The organism is Modestobacter excelsi, from assembly GCF_005930495.1.
In the GTDB taxonomy this organism is placed as follows: Bacteria; Actinomycetota; Actinomycetes; order Mycobacteriales; family Geodermatophilaceae; genus Modestobacter; species Modestobacter excelsi.
On record NZ_SJEX01000089.1, the window covers coordinates 1 to 21,587 of the forward strand.

The 21,587-nt window shown below is 75.3% G+C and carries 20 protein-coding genes; 12 read left to right on the forward strand and 8 right to left on the reverse strand.

Annotation, left to right across the window (positions count from 1 at the left end; genetic code table 11):
• Positions 1–99 precede the first annotated feature (99 nt).
• Entirely contained in the window at positions 100–957 is an 858-nt protein-coding gene (locus FHL80_RS21460) for an SDR family oxidoreductase (RefSeq protein ID WP_138735379.1), read from the reverse strand.
• A gap of 396 nt (positions 958–1,353) precedes the next feature.
• On the opposite strand from FHL80_RS21460, the gene FHL80_RS21465 reads away from it, so the two are divergent.
• Positions 1,354–1,539 (forward strand): hypothetical protein, encoded by a 186-nt coding sequence (locus FHL80_RS21465; protein ID WP_138735380.1) that lies wholly within the window; start codon positions 1,354–1,356, stop codon positions 1,537–1,539.
• Between the two features lie 139 nt (positions 1,540–1,678).
• Here FHL80_RS21465 and FHL80_RS25780 read toward each other — a convergent pair whose 3' ends face one another.
• Positions 1,679–1,828, reverse strand: coding sequence for a hypothetical protein (locus FHL80_RS25780; protein ID WP_216870938.1), 150 nt, complete (start codon positions 1,826–1,828; stop codon positions 1,679–1,681).
• A gap of 155 nt (positions 1,829–1,983) precedes the next feature.
• On the opposite strand from FHL80_RS25780, the gene FHL80_RS21470 reads away from it, so the two are divergent.
• Positions 1,984–4,590: a DEAD/DEAH box helicase gene (locus tag FHL80_RS21470; RefSeq protein ID WP_246078863.1), complete on the forward strand. Its 2,607-nt coding sequence runs from the start codon at positions 1,984–1,986 to the stop codon at positions 4,588–4,590.
• A gap of 131 nt (positions 4,591–4,721) precedes the next feature.
• Positions 4,722–7,070: a putative bifunctional diguanylate cyclase/phosphodiesterase gene (locus tag FHL80_RS21475; protein WP_216870939.1), complete on the forward strand. Its 2,349-nt coding sequence runs from the start codon at positions 4,722–4,724 to the stop codon at positions 7,068–7,070.
• Here FHL80_RS21475 and FHL80_RS21480 read toward each other — a convergent pair.
• Complete coding sequence (locus FHL80_RS21480; RefSeq protein ID WP_026845022.1) at positions 7,067–7,363, reverse strand: hypothetical protein; 297 nt, start codon at positions 7,361–7,363, stop codon at positions 7,067–7,069. The two genes, FHL80_RS21475 and FHL80_RS21480, sit on opposite strands and share 4 nt — an antisense overlap.
• A gap of 78 nt (positions 7,364–7,441) precedes the next feature.
• Here FHL80_RS21480 and FHL80_RS21485 point away from each other — a divergent pair, with 78 nt between their 5' ends.
• From FHL80_RS21485 to FHL80_RS21510, 6 genes are all read left to right on the forward strand, one after another.
• Positions 7,442–8,227 carry a sulfite exporter TauE/SafE family protein gene (locus FHL80_RS21485; protein WP_138735382.1) on the forward strand — a complete coding sequence of 262 codons (786 nt, stop codon included), beginning with the start codon at positions 7,442–7,444 and terminating at the stop codon, positions 8,225–8,227.
• A complete protein-coding gene (locus FHL80_RS21490; protein WP_138735383.1) occupies positions 8,224–8,985 on the forward strand; it encodes a sulfite exporter TauE/SafE family protein in 762 nt (253 codons plus the stop codon). Before FHL80_RS21485 ends, FHL80_RS21490 begins: the two co-directional genes overlap by 4 nt.
• 80 nt (positions 8,986–9,065) lie before the next feature.
• Positions 9,066–9,806 carry a hypothetical protein gene (locus FHL80_RS21495; protein ID WP_138735384.1) on the forward strand — a complete coding sequence of 247 codons (741 nt, stop codon included), beginning with the start codon at positions 9,066–9,068 and terminating at the stop codon, positions 9,804–9,806.
• A gap of 91 nt (positions 9,807–9,897) precedes the next feature.
• Complete coding sequence (locus FHL80_RS21500; protein WP_138735385.1) at positions 9,898–10,263, forward strand: ArsR/SmtB family transcription factor; 366 nt, start codon at positions 9,898–9,900, stop codon at positions 10,261–10,263.
• On the forward strand, positions 10,260–10,742 hold the full coding sequence (locus tag FHL80_RS21505) for an SRPBCC family protein (protein ID WP_138735386.1): 483 nt from the start codon (positions 10,260–10,262) through the stop codon (positions 10,740–10,742). Before FHL80_RS21500 ends, FHL80_RS21505 begins: the two co-directional genes overlap by 4 nt.
• A 62-nt stretch (positions 10,743–10,804) precedes the next feature.
• Entirely contained in the window at positions 10,805–11,128 is a 324-nt protein-coding gene (locus tag FHL80_RS21510) for a DoxX family protein (protein ID WP_281283553.1), read from the forward strand.
• Here FHL80_RS21510 and FHL80_RS21515 read toward each other — a convergent pair.
• From FHL80_RS21515 to FHL80_RS21530, 4 genes are all read right to left on the reverse strand, one after another.
• Positions 11,100–11,819 carry a hypothetical protein gene (locus FHL80_RS21515; protein ID WP_138735387.1) on the reverse strand — a complete coding sequence of 240 codons (720 nt, stop codon included), beginning with the start codon at positions 11,817–11,819 and terminating at the stop codon, positions 11,100–11,102. The two genes, FHL80_RS21510 and FHL80_RS21515, sit on opposite strands and share 29 nt — an antisense overlap.
• A 130-nt stretch (positions 11,820–11,949) precedes the next feature.
• Entirely contained in the window at positions 11,950–13,629 is a 1,680-nt protein-coding gene (locus FHL80_RS21520; RefSeq protein ID WP_138735388.1) for an alpha-amylase family protein, read from the reverse strand.
• Positions 13,630–13,657: 28 nt separating this feature from the next.
• Positions 13,658–14,707, reverse strand: a complete 1,050-nt coding sequence (locus FHL80_RS21525) for a TIGR03885 family FMN-dependent LLM class oxidoreductase (protein WP_138735389.1) — start codon at positions 14,705–14,707, stop codon at positions 13,658–13,660.
• Between the two features lie 56 nt (positions 14,708–14,763).
• Positions 14,764–15,561, reverse strand: coding sequence for a helix-turn-helix domain-containing protein (locus FHL80_RS21530; protein WP_138735390.1), 798 nt, complete (start codon positions 15,559–15,561; stop codon positions 14,764–14,766).
• A 133-nt stretch (positions 15,562–15,694) separates the two neighbouring features.
• Between FHL80_RS21530 and FHL80_RS21535 the strand changes: the two genes are divergently transcribed.
• Positions 15,695–16,060, forward strand: coding sequence for a nuclear transport factor 2 family protein (locus FHL80_RS21535; protein WP_138735391.1), 366 nt, complete (start codon positions 15,695–15,697; stop codon positions 16,058–16,060).
• A gap of 282 nt (positions 16,061–16,342) precedes the next feature.
• Here the strand turns inward: FHL80_RS21535 and FHL80_RS21545 are convergent, their stop codons facing one another.
• Positions 16,343–18,439: an elongation factor G-like protein EF-G2 gene (locus FHL80_RS21545; RefSeq protein ID WP_138735392.1), complete on the reverse strand. Its 2,097-nt coding sequence runs from the start codon at positions 18,437–18,439 to the stop codon at positions 16,343–16,345.
• A gap of 87 nt (positions 18,440–18,526) precedes the next feature.
• Between FHL80_RS21545 and hrpB the strand changes: the two genes are divergently transcribed.
• Both hrpB and FHL80_RS21555 read left to right on the forward strand, forming a co-directional pair.
• On the forward strand, positions 18,527–20,995 hold the full coding sequence (gene hrpB, locus FHL80_RS21550; RefSeq protein ID WP_138735393.1) for an ATP-dependent helicase HrpB: 2,469 nt from the start codon (positions 18,527–18,529) through the stop codon (positions 20,993–20,995).
• A gap of 39 nt (positions 20,996–21,034) precedes the next feature.
• Positions 21,035–21,587: TetR/AcrR family transcriptional regulator (locus FHL80_RS21555; RefSeq protein WP_138735394.1), on the forward strand; the 553-nt coding region annotated here is incomplete at its 3' end.

The following is a 21,587-nucleotide window of genomic DNA, read 5'->3' on the forward strand; positions in this document are numbered from 1 at the left end:
ACCCACGGCCGTACCCGCGGCCGTAGCCGCGGCCGTAGCCGGGGCCCCAGCCGCGCCGTCGTCGTGGGCCGCCCCCACCCCAGCCCCAGACGAAGACCATCAGAGGATCGGGTTCCCGCCGGTCACCGCGACGCGGGCCCCGGACACGTAGCTGGCCTCGTCGCTGGCGAGCAGGACGTAGACGGGGGCGAGCTCGGCCGGCTGTGCGGCGCGGCCCAGCGGCACCTGGGAGCCGAAGCTGGCCACGTCCTCGGCGGGCATGGTCGACGGGATCAGCGGCGTCCACACCGGGCCCGGGGCCACGCTGTTGGCGCGGATCCCCTTGTCGCCGTACATCTGCGCCAGGCTGGCGGTGAAGTTGGCGATCCCGGCCTTGGTGGTGGCGTAGGGCGCCAGGGTGGGCTTGGGCATGTCGGAGTTCACCGACGAGGTGTTGATGATCGACGCACCGGGCTGCATGTGCGGCACGGCGTCCTTGCACAGGATGAACATCGCGGTGAGGTTCGTGGCCAGGGTGTGGTCCCACTCGTCGTCGCTGATCTCGTCCAGCGTCTCGTGGGTCATCTGGAACGCCGCGTTGTTGACCAGGATGTCGATCCCGCCGAGCTCCTCGAGCGCCTTCGGGACGATCGTGTGCGCGTGGGCCCGGTCGGAGAGGTCTCCGGCGACCAGAACGCACTTGCGCCCGGCCTCCTCGACGTACTTGGCGGTGTCCTGCGCGTCCTCGTGCTCGCTCAGGTAGGAGATCAGGACGTCGGCGCCCTCGCGGGCGAAGGCGATCGCGACCGCGCGGCCGATGCCGCTGTCACCGCCGGTGATCACCGCCCGCTTGCCGGTCAGCTTGCCGGAGCCGCGGTAGCTCTCCTCGCCGTGGTCGGCCTTGGGGGTCATCTCACCCAGCGTGCCGGGCGGGGTCTGCTGCTGCTCGGGCTGGGACTCGGGGCGCGGTGACGACACGGTGGTTCCTCCTGCACGTCGGGCGGCGGCACTCCTGCGCTCTGCTCACGCCGCCGGCACGTCGAACGCGCCGGCCGGTGCCGCCTCGCCGTTCGCCTACCCGCAGTCGGCGCCGGGAATCCCCCGCACCGGCCCGTGACGCGTCCCGTTTGGACACGTCCGTATCTGAACGTGCCGCCGGTGGCACCGCCCTCCTCCGCCTGAGAGCTCGCATGACCGTCCCCGACCGCGCCTCGGCGTTCCGCAGCGACCGCGCCCGCCGCCGGTTCCTCGCCGCCGCCGACCGGGCGGCCACCCGGCTGTGGGCAGTGCCGGTGACCGCCTCCGACGTCCCGACCTCGCTCGGCGCCGTGCGGGTGCCACCCCGACGCCCTGGAGGCCTGGCTCACCGCCCGGTTGGAGCGGGCCCGGGCCGCCGGGGAGGTCCGCGCCGACCTGGACGCGCGGACCGAGGTGGTCCTGCTGCTGGCGCTGGCCAACGGGCTCACGGCCAGCGTGCTGGGCCGGGAGCGCACCACCGACGACGCGCTGCGGGTGCTGCGGCACCAGCTGGACCGGGTGCTCGCCCCGACCACCGGCTGACCGGCCCGGACAGCCAGCGACCCGGGAGGTGCCGAGGGAGCGCTCCGTTGCGCGCCTCGACACCTCCCGGGTCGCCGGTCAGGTCTTCTCCCGGGTCCCGCCGCGAGCCTGCGAGGGGTGGGGAGGAGGAGGTCCTTCGTCAGGCGGCGTGCGCCGCCACGGTCCTGCTGGTCCGGGCGCCCAGCGTCGTGACGCTGCCCGGCCGACCCCACCGCATCTCCAGCCGACGACGGCCCGACTCGTCGACCACGGGCACCCACCGGCACTGCGGGCATCCCTGCACGCTCATCACCCCTCCACCTCGCGTTCACCTGCTGTTCATCTTCTGTCCAGGGACTGGCCACCTTACGCATCACCGGACGGATCGTCACCGGATCGTGGCGCGTGTCCCCCGGAGGAGTCGCCGCCGGGAGTTGCCGGTCATCGGGCACCCTGGTGCGCACGATGACGCTCTCCCCCGCCGGCACCGACACGACCCCGGCCGACTCCCCCGCCACCGCGCTGCCCTCGCCGGACGCCTCGGTGCTGATCGCCGACCCCGACGACCTGTCGGAGCTCTTCGCCCTCGGGGACGACCCGGACGCGGTCTTCACCCGGTTCGCCGAGTGGGCCGACGACGCCGGCACGCCGCTGTACCCAGCCCAGGAGGAGGCGCTGATCGAGCTGGTCAGCGGGGCCAACGTCGTGCTCGCCACCCCGACCGGCTCCGGCAAGTCGCTGGTGGCCACCGGTGCGCAGTACGCCGCGCTGGCCGCCGACCGGGTCAGCTTCTACACCGCGCCGATCAAGGCACTGGTCAGCGAGAAGTTCTTCGCCCTGTGCGGGGTCTTCGGTGCGGCGAACGTCGGGATGCTGACCGGCGACGCCAGCGTCAACGCCGACGCACCGATCATCGCCTGCACCGCCGAGGTGCTCGCCAACATCGCGCTGCGCGAGGGGCCGGACGCCGACATCGGCCTCGTGGTCATGGACGAGTTCCACTTCTACGGCGACCCCGACCGCGGCTGGGCGTGGCAGGTGCCGCTCATCGAGCTGCCCAAGGCCCAGTTCCTGCTCATGTCGGCGACCCTCGGCGACGTCAGCACGCTGCGGGAGGACCTCACCCGGCGCACGGGGCGGCCCACCGCGCTGGTGGCCCACGCCGAGCGCCCGGTGCCGCTGCACCACTACTACGCGACCACCCCGATGCACGAGACGATCGACGAGCTGCTCTCCACCAGGCAGGCGCCGGTCTACGTCGTCCACTTCACCCAGGCCTCGGCGCTGGAGCGCGCGCAGGCGCTGATGAGCGTCAACGTCTCCACCAAGGAGGAGAAGCAGGCCATCGCCGACCAGATCGGCGGCTTCCGGTTCTCCTCCGCCTTCGGGACGACGCTGTCCCGGCTGGTCCGCCACGGCATCGGCGTGCACCACGCCGGGATGCTGCCCAAGTACCGGCGGCTGGTCGAGCAGCTGGCCCAGGCCGGGCTGCTGAAGGTCATCTGCGGCACCGACACCCTCGGGGTCGGCATCAACGTGCCGATCCGCACCGTGGTGTTCTCCGCGCTGAGCAAGTACGACGGCACCCGCACCCGGCTGCTCAACGCCCGGGAGTTCCACCAGATCGCCGGCCGGGCCGGGCGGGCGGGCTACGACACCGCCGGCACGGTCGTCGTCCAGGCGCCCGAGCACGAGGTGGAGAACCTCAAGCAGTTCGCCAAGGTCGCCGACGACCCGAAGAAGCGCCGCAAGCTGGTCCGCCGCAAGGCGCCCGAGGGCATGGTGCCGTGGAGCGAGTCGACCCAGCAGCGGCTGATCGCCGCCGAGCCCGAGCCGCTGAGCAGCCACTTCCGGGTCTCCACCGGGATGATCCTCAACGTGCTGGCCCGGCCCGGTGACCCGGTCGCGGCGCTGCGGCACCTGCTCACCGACAACCACGAGCCGCGCAAGCGCCAGCTGCGGCACATCCGCGAGGCGATCGGCATCGCCCGGTCGCTGATCACCGCCGGGATCGTCGTCCGGCTCGACGAGCCCGAGGCCGACGGACGGCGCTACCGGCTGACCGTCGACCTGCCGCCGGACTTCCAGCTCAACCAGCCGCTGTCCACGTTCGCGCTGGCCGCGATCGGCCTGCTCGACGCCGACAGCGACACCTACGTCCTCGACGTGGTGAGCGTCATCGAGGCCACCCTGGACGACCCGCGGCAGATCCTGGCCGCGCAGCTGAACAAGGCCAAGGGCGCGGCCGTGGCGCAGATGAAGGCCGAGGGCATCGAGTACGACGAGCGGATGGAGCTGCTCGAGGAGATCACCTACCCCCAGCCGCTGGCCGAGCTGCTGCAGCACGCCTTCGAGGTCTACGTCTCCGGCAACCCGTGGGCCGCCGACGCCCAGCTGTCGCCGAAGTCCGTGGTGCGGGACATGTGGGAGCAGGCGATGACCTTCCGGGAGCTGGTGAACACCTACCAGCTCACCCGCTCTGAGGGCGCGGTGCTGCGCTACCTGTCCGACGCGTTCAAGGCGCTGCGCTCCGGCGTGCCCGCCGACGCCCGCACCGAGGAGGTCACCGACCTCGTCGAGTGGCTCGGTGAGCTGGTGCGCCAGGTCGACTCCTCGCTGCTGGACGAGTGGGAGCAGCTGACCAGCCCCGACCAGCCGCTGGACGCCCCGGTCGCCGTGCCGGCCCGGCCGCGGCCGCTCACCGGCAACGAGCGGGCGTTCACCGCGATGGTGCGCAACGCGCTGTTCCGCCGGGTGGAGCTGATCGCGCTGCGCCGCTGGTACGACCTGGGTGAGCTGGACTCCGGCTCGGGGTGGGACGCGGACCGCTGGGGCGAGGTCGTGCAGGCCTACTTCGCCGAGCACGGTGAGCTCAACACCGGTGGGGACGCCCGCGGCCCGGCGCTGCTCATCGTGGACAAGAGCGAGCCGGGGCTGTGGCGGGTGCGGCAGATCCTGGACGACCCGGCCGGCGACCACGACTGGGGGTTCGACGTCGAGGTCGACCTGGATGCCTCCGACGAGGAGGGCGTCGTGGTGATGCGCCTGGTCGACGCCGGCCGCAAGGACTGATCAAGGACCCCGGGACGGGGCCTCACTGCCCCGGACGGGGGATGTGCAGCGGAACGGCCCGTGCCGAGAAAAGGGGAACGGAGTCCGCCCGACGGGGGCACGGCTCTCCACGCACGAGACGGGCAGGGTGGATGGGCGACTTCCCCGGGACACGGAAGGGCGGTGGCCGGCTGGCTGCGCGTTGGCCGCGCGCCGCGCTGCTCCCCCGGCCGGCCGAGTTGCTGCGCCGGCCCGCCGAGCCGGTGGAACGCGTCCGGTGGCTGTTCGCCCTCTCGGCGCTGGCCGCGCTGTTCCTGACCCCGATCGGCATGCTGGTCGCCGGCGACCGCTGGACGCTCGCGCTGGTCGCCGTCTCCTGCAGCGGCCTCGCCGTCTCGTGGCGGCACCGCTACCGCACCCGCGCCGTGCCGCTCGTCCTGGACCTCGCCGACGCGCTGTGCCTGCTGCTGTTCGCGCTGGCCTGCACGCAGCCGGCCATCGCGTTCGGCGTCGTGGTCCCCGCGCTGTGGTTCCGCGGCGCCTACGGCAGCAACGGGCGGGTCGCCGGCTACGCGGCCGGGGCGTGCCTGGCGGTCTCCCTGGCGGTGCCGCTGTGGGGCGTCGTCCCCGGTCAGGCGTCCTGGACGTCGCCGGCGCCGGTGCTCGGCTCGCTGCCGGTCATCCTGATCAACGCGCTCGTCGCCCGCCACCTGGCGCTGGGGCTCTTCCAGCGCGACATGGACCTCGAGCGCGACGGCGCCCTGGCGGCCTTCGCCGGCCGGCTGATCGGCGTGACCGACCGGCTCGCGGTGATCGCGGCGTCCTGGGTCACCGCCGAGGCGATCTGCCGCTCGACGCCCGGGCTGCGCTCGACGGTCGTGTACGACGACGGCGGGGACGCCCTCCGGGTCTCCGGGACCGCCGGGGGGTGGCGCCGGCAGCCCCGCACGCTGCCCCGCGCGCTGCTCCCGGCAGGGCCGGTCGGCCAGGAGGCGGTGGTCGTCACCGCCCCGCCGGAGCTGGTGCTGGCCTCCGGCGTGGCCGGCCAGTGGGTGTGCCTGGCCCTCCCGGACACCCCGGGCGGGTACGTGCTCCTGGGCGCCACGCCCCGGGTGCCCTGCGAGGGGATCGTCGCGGTCCGGTCGATGCTCGCCCAGGTCGCGCTGGCCCTGCGCACCTGCGACGCCCACGAGGAGCTCCGCGCCCAGGCCCGCACCGACGGGCTCACCGGCCTGGCCAACCGGCCCGCCTTCGCCTCCGCGATGGAGCAGGCGCTGGCCACCCCGGGCACCGAGTCCTGGGTGCTGTTCCTCGACCTGGACGACTTCAAGGTCGTCAACGACGAGCTGGGTCACCTCGCCGGCGACCGGCTGCTGGCCCACCTCGGCGCGCTGCTCAGGTCGGTGCTCCGCAGCGGTGACCTGTGCGCCCGGCTGGGCGGCGACGAGTTCGCGGTGCTGCTGCGCGGCGCCGGGGAGGCCGACGCCCGGGCGACCGGGCAGCGGCTGGTGCAGCTGATCTCCACCCCGGTGCAGCTGGCGGAGGGCCTGGCCCGGATCGGCGCCAGCGTCGGGGCGACCCAGGTGCGGGCCGGGCAGCCGGAGAGCACCGTCGTCCACCAGGCCGACGTCGCCATGTACGCCGCGAAGGCGGCCGGCAAGAACCGGGTGCAGTTCTTCCACCCCGGCCTGCTGCAGCTCGACGACCGGGCGGCCGCCGAGGCCGAGCTGCGGGCCGCCGTCGAGGACGGGCAGCTGGTGCTCGCCTACCAGCCGGTGCTGTCCGCGACCGACGGCCGCTGCACCGCCGTCGAGGCGCTGGTGCGCTGGCAGCACCCGGCTCGCGGCCTGCTCGGTCCCGACGAGTTCCTCGGCCTGGCCGAGGAGACCGGCGCCGTCCTCGCACTCGGTGAGTGGGTGCTCCGCTCCGCCTGCGTCGAGGCGGCAGGCTGGCACGGCGGGACGACGCCGGTCGCCCTGCACGTCAACGCCTCCCCCACGCAGCTCGCCCATCCGCACTTCGTGGACCTGGTCCGGGACGCGCTGGCCGACGCCGGCCTGGCCGCGGACCGGCTGGTCGTCGAGGTCACCGAGACCACCGTGCTGGACTCCCCCGCCGTGTCGGCGACGCTGGACGAGCTCGCCCGGCTCGGGGTCGGGATCGCGCTGGACGACTTCGGCACCGGCTACTCCGCGCTGACCACCCTGCGCAGCCTGCCGATCGACATCGTGAAGATCGACAAGTCCTTCGTGGCCGGCGCGCTCACCCGGGCCGCCGACGCCGCCGTGGTCGAGGCGATCGTCCAGATGGCCGGCCGGCTGGGGCTGACCACCGTCGCGGAGGGCGTGGAGACCGCAGCACAGGAGGCCTTCCTCCAGGTCGCGGGGATCACCGCCCTGCAGGGCTTCCGGTACCTGCGACCCGCCCCGGCCGCCGAGTTCGCCCGCTGGCTGGCGGACAACCGGCGGCGGTCGGTCGACGGCGAGCTCACGCCGGCCTAGGGCCGGGGGTTGGTCCGCGTCCAGCCGCGCTCGTCCCGCCGGGCGCCCTGGGCCGCCCGGCAGCGCCGGCACACCACCTGGACCTCCTCCGCGTGCCGCCCCGACTCCGGCTGCACGTCCGCCCACGTCACGTGCGGGAACCGGGACAGCCCCGACCGGCTGAGCGACAGCCCGCACACCGTCTCGTTGTGCCCGGGCAGCCAGGCGTGGACCTCACCGGCGGGATAGCGGATGCCGTCGTCGGGGTCGACCCACCGGTCTGCGGCCGCGACCGCCGCACTGCGCGCTGACATGGGTGTCCCCTACCCACTGGACCCCGCGGTGTGCGGGCTCACAGGCACCCGCTGTGACACCCTCGCGTCGATGCGGGCATGACGGCGGTGGAGATGCTCGCGGTCGCCCTCGCCGGCCTGGCGGCGGGCTCGATCAACGCCGTCGTCGGCTCGGGCACCCTGGTCACCTTCCCGGTGCTGCTGGCGGTGGGACTGCCCCCGGTCACCGCCACCGTCTCCAACTCCCTCGGCCTGGTGCCGGGCAACCTCACCGGTGCCATCGGCTACCGCCGTGAGCTGACCGGCCAGCGCCGGCTGCTGCTGCGGCTCTTCCCCGCCTCCGTGCTCGGGGCGCTCACCGGGGCGTTCCTGCTGCTGCACCTGCCTGCGTCGGCGTTCGAGGCGATCGTGCCCGGGCTGGTCGCCCTGGCCGTCGTCCTGGTCGCGGTCCAGCCGCTGCTGCAACGCCGGCTCGCGGACCGCCGCGCCCGCCTCGGGACGGAGACCGACCCGCACGTCGGCGGCGGCCGGCTGGCCGCCCTGGTGGCCGGCGCGTACGCGACCGGCACCTACGGCGGGTACTTCGCGGCCAGCCAGGGCGTGCTGCAGATCGGCATCTTCGGCCTGCTGCTGCGCGAGCCGCTGCAGCGGCTCAACGCGATCAAGAACGTGCTCACCCTCGGCGTCAACGCGGTGGCGGCGCTGACCTACGTCGTCGTGGCCACCGACCGCGTCGACTGGCGCGCCGCCAGCCTGGTGGCCGGCGGGTCCCTGGTCGGCGGGTACGTCGGGTCGACCTTCGGCCGGCGGCTGCCGGCACCGGTGCTGCGGACGGCGATCGTCGTGCTGGGGCTGGTCGCCATCGCCGTGCTGGTCACCCGGTGAGCGCACTGGAGTTCGCGCTGCTGGTGCTCGCCGGCGTCGCCGCGGGGCTGGTGGGCAGCGTCGCGGGTCTCGCCTCGCTGTTCAGCTACCCCGCACTGCTGGCCACCGGCATCCCGCCGCTGACGGCCAACGTCACCAACACCGTCGCCCTGGCGTTCTCCAGCATCGGGTCGGTCAGCGCCTCCCGTCCGGAGCTGACCGGTCAGCGCCGGCGGCTCGTGCCGCTGTGCGCGGCCGCGCTGCTGGGCGGGGGGACCGGCGCGGTGCTGCTGCTGCTCACCCCGTCGTCGGCGTTCGAGAAGCTCGTCCCGTTCCTGATCGCCGGGGCGTCGGCGGCGATCCTGGTGCAGCGCCCGGCCCGCGAGCTGGCGGAGGCCGGGGCCCGGCACCCGCAGCGCGACTCCCGGTGGCTGGTCGTCGGGGCGTTCGTCGTCTCGATCTACGGCGGGTACTTCGGCGCAGCCGCCGGCGTCCTGATGCTGGCGATGCTGCTGCTGGTGACCGGCGAGGGCGTGCCGCGCAGCAACGCCATGAAGAACGTGGTGCTCGGCGTGGCCAACTCGGTCGCGGCGCTCGGCTACGCGGTCCTCGCCGACGTCGACTGGCTGGCTGCCCTGCCCCTGGCGATCGGCTTCCTGGTCGGCGGCTCCCTCGGCCCCGGGGTGGTGCGCCGGGTGCCGCAGACCGCGCTGCGCCGGCTGATCGCCGTGGCCGGGCTCGGGCTCGCCGTCCACCTCGGGTCGGACGCCTTCGGCTGATCATCCCCGCTGGTGCCGCCGCGTCCGGACGGGCAGTCTGGTCGGGCGCCGCCGAGGGCGCCGACCGACGAGGGAGAGACATGACCGCGGCAGGACAGGCGGCACAGCGGTTCGCACGGGCGCTCGACCAGCTGCCCCCGCCGGAGCTGCGCGGACCGGAGATGCTCGCCGTCCGGTTGTCCCGCGCGTGCGTCGCGGCGCTGCCGGTCGACGGCGCCGGGATGAGCATCCACGACATGAAGGGCCTGCGGACGCCGATCGGTGCCAGCGACCCGGTCGCCGCACAGGCCGAGCGGCTGCAGTTCACCCACGGGGAGGGCCCGTGCCTGCGGGCGCACGACGACGGCGTGGCGATCGCCTTCGACGAGGCCGCGATCGCCCGCAACTGGCCCGATCTGCACACCGCGCTGGTCGGCGAGACCCCGTTCCACGCGGTGCTGTCCGTGCCGCTGCTCCCCCCGCTGGGGCCGCTGGTGGTGCTCGACCTCTACGTCCGGGACCCCGGGCAGCTGCCGGCCACCGACCGCGACGACATCGAGGACGTGACCATCGCGCTGACCCGGGCGATGGTCGCCGCCGCCCTGGGTGCACCGAAGGAGGAGGGCCGCCCGGGCTGGTGGGACGGCCCCGACGCGCTGCAGCGGGCCCAGGTCTGGCAGGCCACCGGGATGGTCAACATCGCCCTCGGGCTGGACACCGAGGACGCCCTGGCCGCGCTGAAGGCCTACGCCTTCGCCAGCGACCGGGTCGTGGACGACGTGGCCGAGGACGTGGTCGCCGGCCGCATCTCGCTGGTCGAGCTCAGCCCGTCGGAGAGCTGAGGGCTGCACAACCAAGAGGTTGACAACCCGTCAGCGGCAGCCCTAGCCTCTTCCTCAACCAACCGGTTGAGGAGAGGAGGAGGAGGTCCACGTGGCGGCAGACGCACTGTCCCGGGTGTTCTCGGCCCTGGCCGACCCGACCCGGCGCGACATGGTGGCCCGGCTCGCCGTCGGCGACGCCACCGTGAACGAGCTCGCCGCCCCCTACGAGGTCAGCCTGCAGGCGGTGTCCAAGCACCTGAAGGTGCTCGAGGACGCCGGCCTGGTCAGCCGCAGCCGGGAGGCCCAGCGCCGTCCGGTGCACCTGGAAGCGCAGGTCTTCGACCTGATGACGAAGTGGATCGAGCGCTACCGGCGTCAGGCCGAGGAGCGCTACCGCCGCCTGGACGACGTGCTGGCCGCGATGCCGGACGACGTCGCCCCCACCGCTGCACAGGAGGAAGGCACCCCGTCATGAGCACCACCAGCGCCCACGAGACCCAGATCATCGCCGACCCGCGGGTCCCGCTCGTCCGGATCATCCGCGAGTTCGACGCCCCGAAGGAGAAGGTCTTCCGCGCGCACACCGATCCCGAGCTCGTCGTGCAGTGGCAGGGCCCGCGGGACACGGAGGCCCGGATCGACCACTACGACTGCCGCACCGGCGGCTCCTACCGCTACGTGCACACCCTCGACGGCCAGGAGTACGGCTTCCACGGCTCCTTCCACGAGGTGCGCGCCGCCGAGCTGATCATCCAGACGTTCACCTTCGAGGGCTTCCCCGACGGCGTGGCCCTCGAGCGGCTGGAGCTGGAGGACCTGCCGGACGGCCGCAGCCGGCTGACCGCCACCTCGCTGGTCGACTCCTTCGAGGGGCGGGACGCGTTCCTGGCCAGCGGCATGGAGACCGGCGTCCGCGAGGGCTACGAGCGCCTCGACGCCCTGCTCGCCGGCTGACATGGCCACCGCGGGCACGCAGCGTCCCCGGTCCGCCCCCCGGGTCGGGCTGGCTGCTGGCGCTGCGGATCGGGCTCGCCGTCGTCTTCGTGGCGGCGGGCCTGGCCAAGCTGGGCAGCGAACCGGCGATGGTGGAGATGTTCACCGACATCGGCGCCAGCGCCTGGCTGCGGCCCCTGGTCGGCGCGTGCGAGGTCGCCGGTGCCGTGGGCCTGCTGGTCCGGCGGCTGACCCGCGCGGCAGCGCTGGGGCTCACCGGGCTGATGATCGGCGCGACCGTCACGAACGTGGCGGTGCTGGACACCAGCCCGGTGCTCACCCTCCTGCTGGCGCCGGCTGCGGCCGGGGTCGCCCGGGTCAGCTCCCCTGGGTCACGTAGGCGCTGAGCAGCAGCACGAACGCACTGGCGGCGATCAGCAGGCGGGCCGGGGTGAGGCCGTTGAGCAACCCGGCGATCACCCCTGCCCCCGCCGCGCGGGCCTCGGCGGCCTGGGCGCCGCGCCGCATGATCCGCACTTCGTCGGCCAGCAGCGTGCCCCCGGCCCCGAGCAGCGACAGCCCGAGGACGACGAAGACCAGGGCGAGCCGCTGGTCGAAGGTCTCCACGGCCGGGGCGAGCAACAGCACCACCACGATCCCGAGCAGCAGCCCGACGGCCGCCCCCGCGACCGGCGCCCACGGGCCCATCCGGATCATCGGGTCCCGCCTGGGCAGCCGCGGGAGCCGCGGCTGGGGACGCGCGACGACCGGGGCCGCCGGATGGGGCGCCGCCGCACCGGCCGCGGCCTCCGGCCCGGCTGCCGGGCCGGTCGCCGGGTCAGGGTCCGGGCCTGCGGCCGCCGGCGGCTCACCCGCCGGGCGCCCCTGCGGTCCCGGTGCCTCCACCGCCGGTGCCCCCGCTGCCGGTGCCCCCGCTGCCGGTGCCCCCGCTGCCGGTGCCTCGGCGGCCGGCGGGCCCTCGGTCCGCTGCCCGGGCACGACCGCGGTGGCACCCGCCGGCGCCGCTCCGGGCTCCGGAGCGCGGGGACCCCGCGGGTCGACCCAGCCGGGGGTCAGTACGTCCTGCTCGTCGCTCATCTGTCCGATCACCTCGCCGGGAAAGCTAGGCGGGGGCTCCGACGATCCCGGGGAGGCGGCCGGGTGTGGCGGACGGGCTCACCCGCCCCCGGCGCGGGCTCACGATCCGTGCCCTGCTGAGCCCGCAGCGTCAGAGCAGTCGGCGGCTGTCCTCGGCGACCACCCGCAGCCAGCGGTACCCGTAGCCCTCCAGCGCCAGCTCGACCGAACCGTCGTCCGCCAGCTGCGTGCTGCCGACGGTCAGCAGGTCCTCCAGCCGGTGGGTGCTGCCGCAGTCGGCCAGCACGAGCGGCACGGTCCGCGGCTCGGGCCCGAGGTTGTGCAGCGCCACCAGCGCGCCGTCGTCCCAGCTGGTCAACGAGGCGAGCACCTCCGGGTGCGGCTGGCCGAGCACCTCGAAGGTGCCCCAGCCCAGCTCCGGGGACTCCCGGTAGCGGCGGATCAGCAGCTTCATGAACGACAGCAGCGAGTCCGGGTCCCGCCGCTGGTCGACGACGTTGACGAACTCGGGTGAGAACCCGCCCTCGACGACCGGACGGGTCAGCTTCGACGGCGCGGCGCGGGAGAACCCGCCGTTGCGGCCGGCGGTCCACTGCATCGGCGTCCGCACCGCCAGCCGGCTGCCCTCCGCCAGGTCCTCCCCCATCCCGATCTCCTCGCCGTAGAAGAGCACCGGCGTGCCGGGCAGCGAGAACATCAGGCTGTAGACCATCCGCACCCGCCGCGGGTCACCGGCGAGCATCGGCGGCAGCCGGCGGATGAGACCGCGGCCGTAGACCTGCATCCGTTCCTCGGGCCCGAAGGCGGCGAACACCTCGGCCCGCTCGTCCTCGCTCAGCTTGTCCAGGGTCAGCTCGTCGTGGTTGCGGACGAACATCCCCCACTGGTTGTCCGGGGAGGTCGCCGGCCGGCTGGTGAGGGCGTCGACCAGCGGGGTGGCGTCGGCCCGGGCCAGCGACAGGTACATGGCCTGCATCGCGATGAAGTCGAACTGCATCGTCAGCTCGTCGCCGTCGGTGCCGCCGAAGAACTCCGCCTGCTGCTCGTGCGGCAGGTTCACCTCACCGAGCAGCACGCCGTCACCCGCGCGACGGTCGACGAGCGCGCGCAGCGCCCGCAGGAACCGGTGCGGGTCGGGGAACCGCTCGACCTCGGCCTGGTCGATGCCCTCGGTCTCGAGCAGGAACGGGACGGCGTCCACCCGGAACCCGTCCAGCCCCAGCTGCAGCCAGAAGCCCATCACCTTGGCGATCTCGTCGCGGACCAGCGGGTTGGCGATGTTGAGGTCGGGCTGGGTCTTGTAGAACTTGTGCAGGTACCACTCCCCGGTCTTCTCCTCCAGCTGCCAGATGCTGTCCTCCCGGTCGGGGAAGACGACCTGCGCGGAGGTGTCCGGCGGCGGATCGGCGCGCCAGACGTAGTAGTCGCGGTACGGGGAGTCCTTCGACGCGCGCGCCGAGCGGAACCACGGGTGCTCGTCCGAGGTGTGGTTCACGACCAGGTCGATGATCACCCGCATGCCGCGGTCCTTCGCCGTCCGGATCACCTCGACCAGGTCACCGAACGTGCCCAACCGCGGGTCGACGCCGTAGAAGTCGGTGATGTCGTAGCCGTCGTCCCGGGAGGCGGTCGGGTAGAAGGGCATCAGCCACAGGCAGGTGACGCCGAGGTCGGCGAGGTGGTCCAGCCGCTGCGCGAGGCCGGCGAGGTCGCCGCACCCGTCGCCGTCCCAGTCCAGGTAGGTCTCGACGTCCAGGCAGTAGACGACGGCGTTCTTCCACCACAGGTCCGCGGTGTCGGTGATGCGCATGGTCGCTCCTCGTCTCGGAACGGGCGGGTCAGGGCAGGATGGCGGGCTGCGGCGTCTGCTCGGGGCGCCGCGGCTGCGCCGGGCCCGGCGGGTCGACCGCCACCGCGGGCGCGGGCGCGGTGACGTCGAGCTGCGGGAGCACGTGCTCGCCGAAGGCGTCGAGGAACGCGGTCTGCTCCTTGGGCACGTGGTGCAGGTACACCTGGTCGAACCCGAGCTCGACGTACTCGGCGATCCAGGCGGCGTGCTGGCCGAGGTCGCTGGAGATCCGCACCGCCTCGCCGACCGCCTCCGGGGTGACGTGCGCGCTGGCCTGGTCGAAGGCGCGGGTGGTGTCCAGGTCCCAGCACAGCGGCGGCGGGAACACGTTGCTGCGCCACTGGTCGTGCGCCAGCGCCACCGCACGGTCCGGGTCGGGGTCCCAGGAGACGTGCACCTGCAGGGTCAGGGTGCCCTGCCCGCCGGCGTCCCGGTAGGCGCCGATGACCTCGCGCAACGTCTCGTGCGGCTGGTTGATGGTCACCAGCCCGTCGGCCCACTCCGCGTGCCGGGCCGCCGTCCTCGCCGTGACCGCGGGCGCGATCAGCGCCGGCTGCTGCTCCGGCAGCGTCCAGATCCGGGCCCGGTCGACGGTGACCAGCCCCTCGTGGCTGACCTCCTCCCCGGCCAGCAGCGCCCGGATGACGTCGACGCACTCCCGCAGCCGGGCGTCCCGCAGCTCCTTGCGCGGCCACACGTGCCCGGTGACGTGCTCGTTCATCGCCTCACCCGAGCCCAGCGCGACCCAGAACCGGCCCGGGAACATCGCGCCGAGGGTCGCGATCGCCTGGGCGACGATCACCGGGTGGTACCGCTGACCGGGGGCGTTGACCGCGCCGAAGGGCAGCCCGGTGGTGGCCAGTGCGGCGCCGAGCCAGGACCAGGCGAAGCCGGAGTGGCCCTGCCGCTCGTTCCAGGGCTCGAGGTGGTCCGAGCACATCGCCGCGGTGAACCCGACCTCCTCCGCGTGCTGCACGGCGCGCAGCAGGTCGGCGGGGTGCACCTGCTCGTGGGAGTTGTGGAAGCCGATCACGGTCATGGCGCATGCCTACCGAGGATGGCGATCGCCTGCAGGGCGGATGCCCGGCGCAACGATCACGGCTCCTGGCTGCGGAGCAGGTCGCGGGTGCCCTCGTCGGCGGGGAAGAAGGACTCGATCGCGAGCTCGGACAGCGTGACGTCCTGCGGGTCACCGAAGCTGGTCACGGTGGTGTGCAGCGCCAGCTCGCCCCGCGGGGAGGCCAGCTGGACGGTCATCAGCAGCTCGCTGCCGGGCGGCCGGGCGGCCAGCGCCTCGACGACGCCCGGGTAGCCGCGCACCTCGGCCAGCAGCCGGGTGAGCCGGCGGTCCCCGCTCAGCCTCTCCAGCCGGGTGAGCCGGTGCACCAGGTGGGCGGTCCAGCCGGCCCGGTCCCGGATCCGCGGCGCCAGCCCACCGGGGTGCAACCCGAGCCGGTAGACGTTCACCGGCGGGCCCAGCAGCGCCGGGTCGGCTCCCTCCAGCAGGGGTCCGACGGCCCGGTTGGTGAGCACCACGTCGCCGTACCGGTCGAAGACGACCGCCGGGTAGGGCTCGTGCCCGGCCAGCAGGTGGCCCAGCGACTCCCGGACGGCGGCGGCCTGCTCGCCGTCCAGGGCGGTCCCGGAGTAGGCCGGGGCGTAGCCCGCGGCCAGCAGCAGCGCGTTGCGCTCGCGGAGCGGGACGTCGAGCTGCTCGGCGAGGGCGAGCAGCAGCCCGCTGCTGGGCCGGGCGCGGCCGGTCTCCACGAAGCTCAGGTGCCGGGCCGAGACGCCGGCGTCCAGGGCGAGGTCCAGCTGGCTGCGCCGGCGCTGCCGGCGCCAGTGCCGCAGCAGGTCACCGGCGCCGCCGGAGGTCGTCCGGCTGCTGGTCACGGGGCCGACCGTAGGGCAGCCCGGGTGCCCGGCACGACTACCTGACAGGTAATCGACGCCACGACCTCGACTGCCCAGGCTGGTCCCCGACGGCCCGGGAGGCGGGTCGGCACCACCGAGGAGAGGACGTCCCATGACCGACTTCGACACCCTGGCCCAGCGCTACATCGCGGCCTGGAACGAGACCGACGCCGACGCCCGCAGCGCGGCGGTGGCCGCGCTGTACACCGAGGACGCCCGCTACACCGACCCGCTGGTCGACGCGGAGGGCCGGGAGGCGATCGCGGCGACCATCGGCGCGGTCCAGCAGCAGTTCCCCGGGTTCGTCTTCCGGCTGGCCGGTCCGGTCGACGCCCACCACGACCAGGCCCGGTTCACCTGGGAGCTCGGGCCGGCCGGGGCACCCGAGGCACCGATCGCCGGGTTCGACGTGGCAGTGCGGAACGGCGATGGGCGGCTGGCGAGCGTGTTCGGCTTCCTGGACCGGGTACCGAGCTGATCACCACGGGCTGGGCGGCGCCTCCACGCCCCGGAGGCACCGCTCAGTCCGTGCTCAGGTCATCGACCGGGACGGCGGCGGGCCGCTCCTACCGCGGGCTGTTCGGCTGGGCGCGCACCGACGCCGTACCGCCGGACGCGCCCGGCCCCTCCCTGATCGCGACCCTGGACGGCGAGGACGTGGCCGCTCGGGCGACCGTCGGCCCGGCATCCACGCGACCCGCAGGGGGCCGGGTCCACGGTCAGCCACTCCACCCCACCCGAGGGCGACCGGTGACCCGGGTCAGGCGGGTTGCAGCTCCGCGACGACGGCAGCCGGCGCGGGCTCGTGGCCCAGCGGACGGCGGGTGAACCGGCCGGTGCCGTGGGACACCGACCGCAGCGCACCGGCGTAGGTCAGCAGTTCCCGCTCCGGCACCTCCGCCAGCACGGTCGTGGCGTCGCGGTCGGGCTGGGCGACGCTGCCGGTCACCCGCGCCCGCCGGCCGGCGAGGTCGCTGAGCACCGGCCCGACGTGCTCGGCCGGCACCGTCACCTCCACCGCGCACCAGGGCTCCAGCACGGTGGTCCCGGCCGCCTCGGCGAGCTCCCGGAGCCCGAGCGCCCCGGCCGCCTGGAACGCGGCGTCGGAGGAGTCGACCGAGTGCGCCTTGCCGTCGACCAGGGTGACGGCGACGTCGACCAGCGGCCGGTTGCCGCCCACCCCGCGGGCCGCCTGCACACGCACGCCCTTCTCCACGCTGCCGTGGTACGCCGTCGGCACCGCTCCGCCGACCACCCGCTGGCCGAAGGTGATGCCCGACCCGGGCGGCCCGGGCTCCGCCTCCAGGACGACGACGGCGTACTGCCCGTGACCGCCGGACTGCTTGACGTGCCGCGCGGTCACCCGCGCCGGGCCGGTCAGCGTCTCCACCATCGGGACGAGCACCGGCGGGGTCTGCAGGCTCACCCCGTAGCGGGTGCGCAGCCGGTCCAGCAGCACCTCGGCGTGCGCGTCCCCGACGGTCCACAGCAGCAGCTGCCCGGTGTCGGCCCGGCGCTCCACCCGGACCGCCGGGTCCTCGGTGGCCAGCCGGGTCAGCGCGCCGGCCAGCCGGTCCTCGTCGCTGCGGGACGCCGCCGCGACCGCGACCGGCTGCTGCGGGTCCGGCAGCGGCCACGGCGTCACCAGCAGCGGCCGGGCCGGGTCGGACAGCGTGTCACCGGTCTCGGCGCTGCCGAGCCGGGCGACCGCGCAGACGTCCCCGGCCGGGCACTCGGCCACCGGCCGGAGCGTGCTGCCCAGCACGCAGGAGATCGTGCCCACCCGCTCGTCGGCGTCGTGGTCGGGGTGGTTCTCCCCCCAGCCGTGGACCGTGCCGTGCCCGCAGACGTGCACCAGGGCATCGGGGCGGAGGGTGCCGGAGAAGACCCGGACCAGCGAGATCCGGCCGAGGTAGGGGTCGGTCGTCGTCTTCACCACCTCGGCCACCAGCTGCCCGGCGGGGTCGCAGCCGACCACGCCGGCCGGGGCACCGTCGGGGCGGGACACCGCGGGGCAGGGCCGTTCCAGCGGTGACGGGAAGGCGCTCACCAGCAGGTCGAGCAGCTCGTCCACGCCGAGGCCGGAGAGCGGGGCGGTGCAGAGCACAGGGTGGAAGGCACCGCGGGCGACCGCCGTCTCCAGGTCGGGCACCAGGTCGGCGACGGCGACCGGGTCGCCGGCCAGGTACCGGTCCATCAGCGACTCGTCCTCGCTCTCGGCGATGACCGCCTCGATCAGCTCGGCACGCAGCCGGCCGGCCTCGGCGTCGCCCTGGTCCGGTTCGAGCAGCGACGTCAGCCGGCCGCCCGCCGGGTCGAGGACCTGCAGCGGGTGCACGCCGAGGCCGAGCTGCTCCTGGCAGGCCCGGACGACGGCCGGGACGTCGGCCCGGGCCCGGTCGAGCTGGGTGACCACGACCGCCCGGGGCAGCCCCACCGCGGCGCACTCGTCCCACAGCTGCACCGTCGCGGCGTCGACCCCGCTGACCGCGGAGACGACGAAGAGGGCGGCGTCGGCGGCGCGGAGGGCCGCCCGCAGCTCCCCGACGAAGTCCGGCGCACCCGGGGTGTCCAGCAGGGTGATGCGGTGACCGGCGTGCTCGACCGTCGCCGCGTGCAGGCCGACCGAGTGCTGCAGCCGGACCTCGACCTCGTCGGTGTCCAGGCAGGTGGTGCCGTCCTCGACCCGGCCGGCCCGGGTCAGCGCCCCGGTCGCCACCACCAGGGCCTCGGCCAGGGTGGTCTTGCCCGCCCCCGGCCGGCCGACGAGCACGACGTTGCGCACCCGTTCCGGCGCCCGGGGCGCGGGCGCCCCGGAGGCCTCCTTGCTGCTGTCCTTGTTGCCGTGTGCCGCCACGCGGACCTCCGGTGAGACGTCGTTGTCCCCGTGCGTCCAGCCTGGCCCGGCTCCGGCGCTCGGACAAGGGCTCACCAGACTGACCTCGTGCTGCCACCGACCGGGACGCCGGGGACCGACCTCCCGGTCCGCTCGGTGCTGCCCGCCCTGGACGCCGCCCTGGCGGCCGCGGGCGCCGCGGTGCTCGTCGCGCCACCGGGGACCGGGAAGACCACGCTGGTGCCGCTGGCGCTGGCCGGCCGGGTTCCCGGCACCGTCCTCGTCGCCGAACCCCGCCGGGTGGCGGCCCGCGCCGCGGCCCGCCGGATGGCCGCGCTGCTCGGTGAGCCGGTCGGCGCGTCGGTGGGCTACAGCGTGCGCGGGGACAGCCGGCGCAGCGCCGCCACCCGGGTGGAGGTGGTCACCACCGGGCTGCTGGTCCGCCGGCTGCAGGCCGACCCCGAGCTGCCCGGCGTCGGGGCGGTCGTGCTCGACGAGTGCCACGAGCGGCAGCTGGACACCGACCTCGCGCTGGCCTTCGCCCTCGACGTCCGGGCGGCGCTGCGCCCCGAGCTGGCGCTGCTGGCCATGTCGGCGACGGCGCAGGCGGGCCGGCTCGCCGTCCTGATGGGTGGGGCGCCCGTCCTCGAGGCGACGGGCGCACTGCACGACGTCGAGCCGGTGTGGTGCCCGCCGAGCCCGCCGGTCGCGCCGCCGCTGGGCACCCGGGTGGACCCGCGACTGCTCACGGCGGTGGCCGGCACGGTCCGCCGGGCACTGGCCGAGACGACCGGCGACGTGCTCGTCTTCCTGCCCGGAGCGGCCGAGATCGGCCGGGTGGCCGGGCTGCTGGCCGGCCTGGACGCCGACGTCCGGCCGCTGCACGGCCGGCTGCCGGCCGCGGAGCAGGACGCCGCGCTCAGCCCGGGGCCACGGCGCCGGGTCGTCCTCTCCACCGACGTCGCCGAGACCAGCCTGACCGTCCCGGGCGTGCGGACGGTGGTCGACGCCGGCCTGGCCCGGGTGCCCCGGTTCGACGTCGCCCGCGGCATGGGCGCGCTGGCCACCGTGCGGGTGTCCCGGGCCGCGGCGGTGCAGCGCGCCGGCCGGGCCGGCCGGGAGGCACCGGGCCGGGTGTACCGGCTCTGGTCGGCCGCCGAGCACGACCGGCTGCCGGCCGCGGCGGAGCCCGAGATCGCCGCCGCCGACCTCACCGGTCTCGCGCTGGAGCTGGCCTGCTGGGGCGCTCCCGACGGAGCCGGCCTCGCGCTCCCCGACGAGCCCCCGGCCGCCGCGTTCGGGATCGCCCGGGCGACCCTGCACCAGCTGGGCGCGGTCGACGACGCCGGCCGGGTCACCGCCCGCGGCCGGTCGCTGACCGCGGTCGGCGCGCACCCGCGGCTGGCCCGGGCGCTGGTCGACGGCGCACCGCTGGTCGGCCGGCGCCGGGCCGCGGAGGTGGTGGCGCTGCTGTCGGCCGACGTCCCGTCCCGCTCCGACGACCTGGTGGCCGGCTGGCGGGAGCTGCGCCGCACCCGGGACGCCCGCTGGCGCGAGGAGGTCGACCGGCTCACCCGCGCCGCGCCCCCGGCGCCGGACACCGACCTGCCCGACGACGCCGCCGCCGGTCTGGTGGTCGGGCTGGCCCACCCCGAGTGGCTGGCCCGCCGCCGTCCGGGCGCGGAGCGGACCTACCTGCTGGCCGCCGGCACCGGCGCGGAGCTCGCACCCGGCACCGCGCTCGGCGGTGCGGAGTGGCTGGCCGTCGCCGCCGCGGACCGCTCCCCGGGGCGGCGGGACGCGCGGGTGCGCACCGCGGTTGCGGTCGCCGAGGCGACGGCGCTGGAGGCCGGCGCGGCCGCGCACACCGACGCCGCCGAGGTGGCCTGGCGGGACGGGGACGTGGCCGCCGCGCGGGTGGAGCGGCTGGGCGCGATCGTGCTCCGCGAGCGACCGCTGGCCGACCCGGACCCGGCCGCGGTGACCGCCGCGGTCGCCGCGGGGCTGCGCAGCGAGGGGCTCGGCCTGCTCAGCTGGACGCCGGCCGCCACGGGGCTGCGGCAGCGGCTCGCCGCCGCGCACGCCGGGCTCGGGCCGCCGTGGCCGCCGGTGGACGACGAGGCCCTGCTTGGCGCCCTCGCCGGCAGCCCGGCGGTCAGCGCGGCGCGCAGCCGACGGGACCTCGCCCGGGTCGACGTCGTCGCCGCGCTGCGCGCGCTGCTGCCCTGGCAGCTCGCCGGCCGGCTCGACGCGCTGGTGCCCGAGCGGGTCGAGGTGCCCACCGGGTCGCGGGTCCGGGTCGACTACGCCGACCCCGACGTCCCCACGCTCCCGGTCCGGGTCCAGGAGGTGTTCGGCTGGGCCGCCGCGCCGGTGGTCGCCGGCCGCCCGCTGCGGCTGCAGCTGCTCTCCCCCGCCGGCCGGGTGGTCGCCACGACCGCCGACCTGGCCGGCTTCTGGGTCACCGGCTGGCCCGCCGTCCGCAGCGAGCTCCGCGGCCGCTACCCGCGGCACCCGTGGCCGGAGGACCCGGCGACAGCGGTGCCGACCCGCCGGGCGAAGCCGCGCGGGACCTGACGTGTACAGCTGTACACATCGATGCGTACGCTCGTACACATGACCGCGGAGGCCGAACGCCCGGCCCGCCGGCACGACCCCGACCGGCACGACCGGATCGTCGAGGCGGCGATCGACGTCATCGCCGAGCACGGTGTCGCCGGGACGACGCACCGGCTGATCGCCGCCGCCGCGGACGTCCCGCTGGGCTCGCTGACCTACCACTTCACCGGCCTGGACGACCTGCGCGCGCAGGCCTTCGCGCTGCACGCCGAGCGGATGGCGGTCCGGTACGAGGCGCACTTCGCCGCGGTGCGCACCACGGCGGACGTCGTCGACGCGGTCACCGCCCTGGTGCACGCCGACGCCGACGCGGACGACCGGGACTGGGCGGTCGCCTACGAGCTCTACCTGGCGGCGCTGCGCGACCCGTCGCTGCGCACGGTCACCGAGTCGTGGATGCGCCGCAGCCGGAGCGTCCTGGAGCGCTTCGTGGACCCGGTCACCGCCCGCGGCCTCGACGCGCTCGTCGAGGGCCTGGTGATGCACAAGGTGCTCTCCACCGGCCCGGTCTCCCGGGAGCAGACCCGGGAGATCGTCGCCCGGGCCGCCC

Excerpts from the sequence above, each read along its gene's own strand:
- FHL80_RS21485 (WP_138735382.1), top strand. The coding sequence starts at position 7,442 with ATGACGGCGGTGGAGATGCTCGCGGTCGCCCTCGCCGGCCTGGCGGCG.
- FHL80_RS21475 (WP_216870939.1), top strand. The coding sequence starts at position 4,722 with ATGGGCGACTTCCCCGGGACACGGAAGGGCGGTGGCCGGCTGGCTGCG.
- FHL80_RS21515 (WP_138735387.1), bottom strand. The coding sequence starts at position 11,819 with ATGAGCGACGAGCAGGACGTACTGACCCCCGGCTGGGTCGACCCGCGG.
- FHL80_RS21505 (WP_138735386.1), top strand. The coding sequence starts at position 10,260 with ATGAGCACCACCAGCGCCCACGAGACCCAGATCATCGCCGACCCGCGG.
- FHL80_RS21495 (WP_138735384.1), top strand. The coding sequence starts at position 9,066 with ATGACCGCGGCAGGACAGGCGGCACAGCGGTTCGCACGGGCGCTCGAC.
- FHL80_RS21480 (WP_026845022.1), bottom strand. The coding sequence starts at position 7,363 with ATGTCAGCGCGCAGTGCGGCGGTCGCGGCCGCAGACCGGTGGGTCGAC.
- FHL80_RS21525 (WP_138735389.1), bottom strand. The coding sequence starts at position 14,707 with ATGACCGTGATCGGCTTCCACAACTCCCACGAGCAGGTGCACCCCGCC.
- FHL80_RS21535 (WP_138735391.1), top strand. The coding sequence starts at position 15,695 with ATGACCGACTTCGACACCCTGGCCCAGCGCTACATCGCGGCCTGGAAC.
- FHL80_RS25780 (WP_216870938.1), bottom strand. The coding sequence starts at position 1,828 with ATGAGCGTGCAGGGATGCCCGCAGTGCCGGTGGGTGCCCGTGGTCGAC.
- FHL80_RS21470 (WP_246078863.1), top strand. The coding sequence starts at position 1,984 with ATGACGCTCTCCCCCGCCGGCACCGACACGACCCCGGCCGACTCCCCC.
- FHL80_RS21520 (WP_138735388.1), bottom strand. The coding sequence starts at position 13,629 with ATGCGCATCACCGACACCGCGGACCTGTGGTGGAAGAACGCCGTCGTC.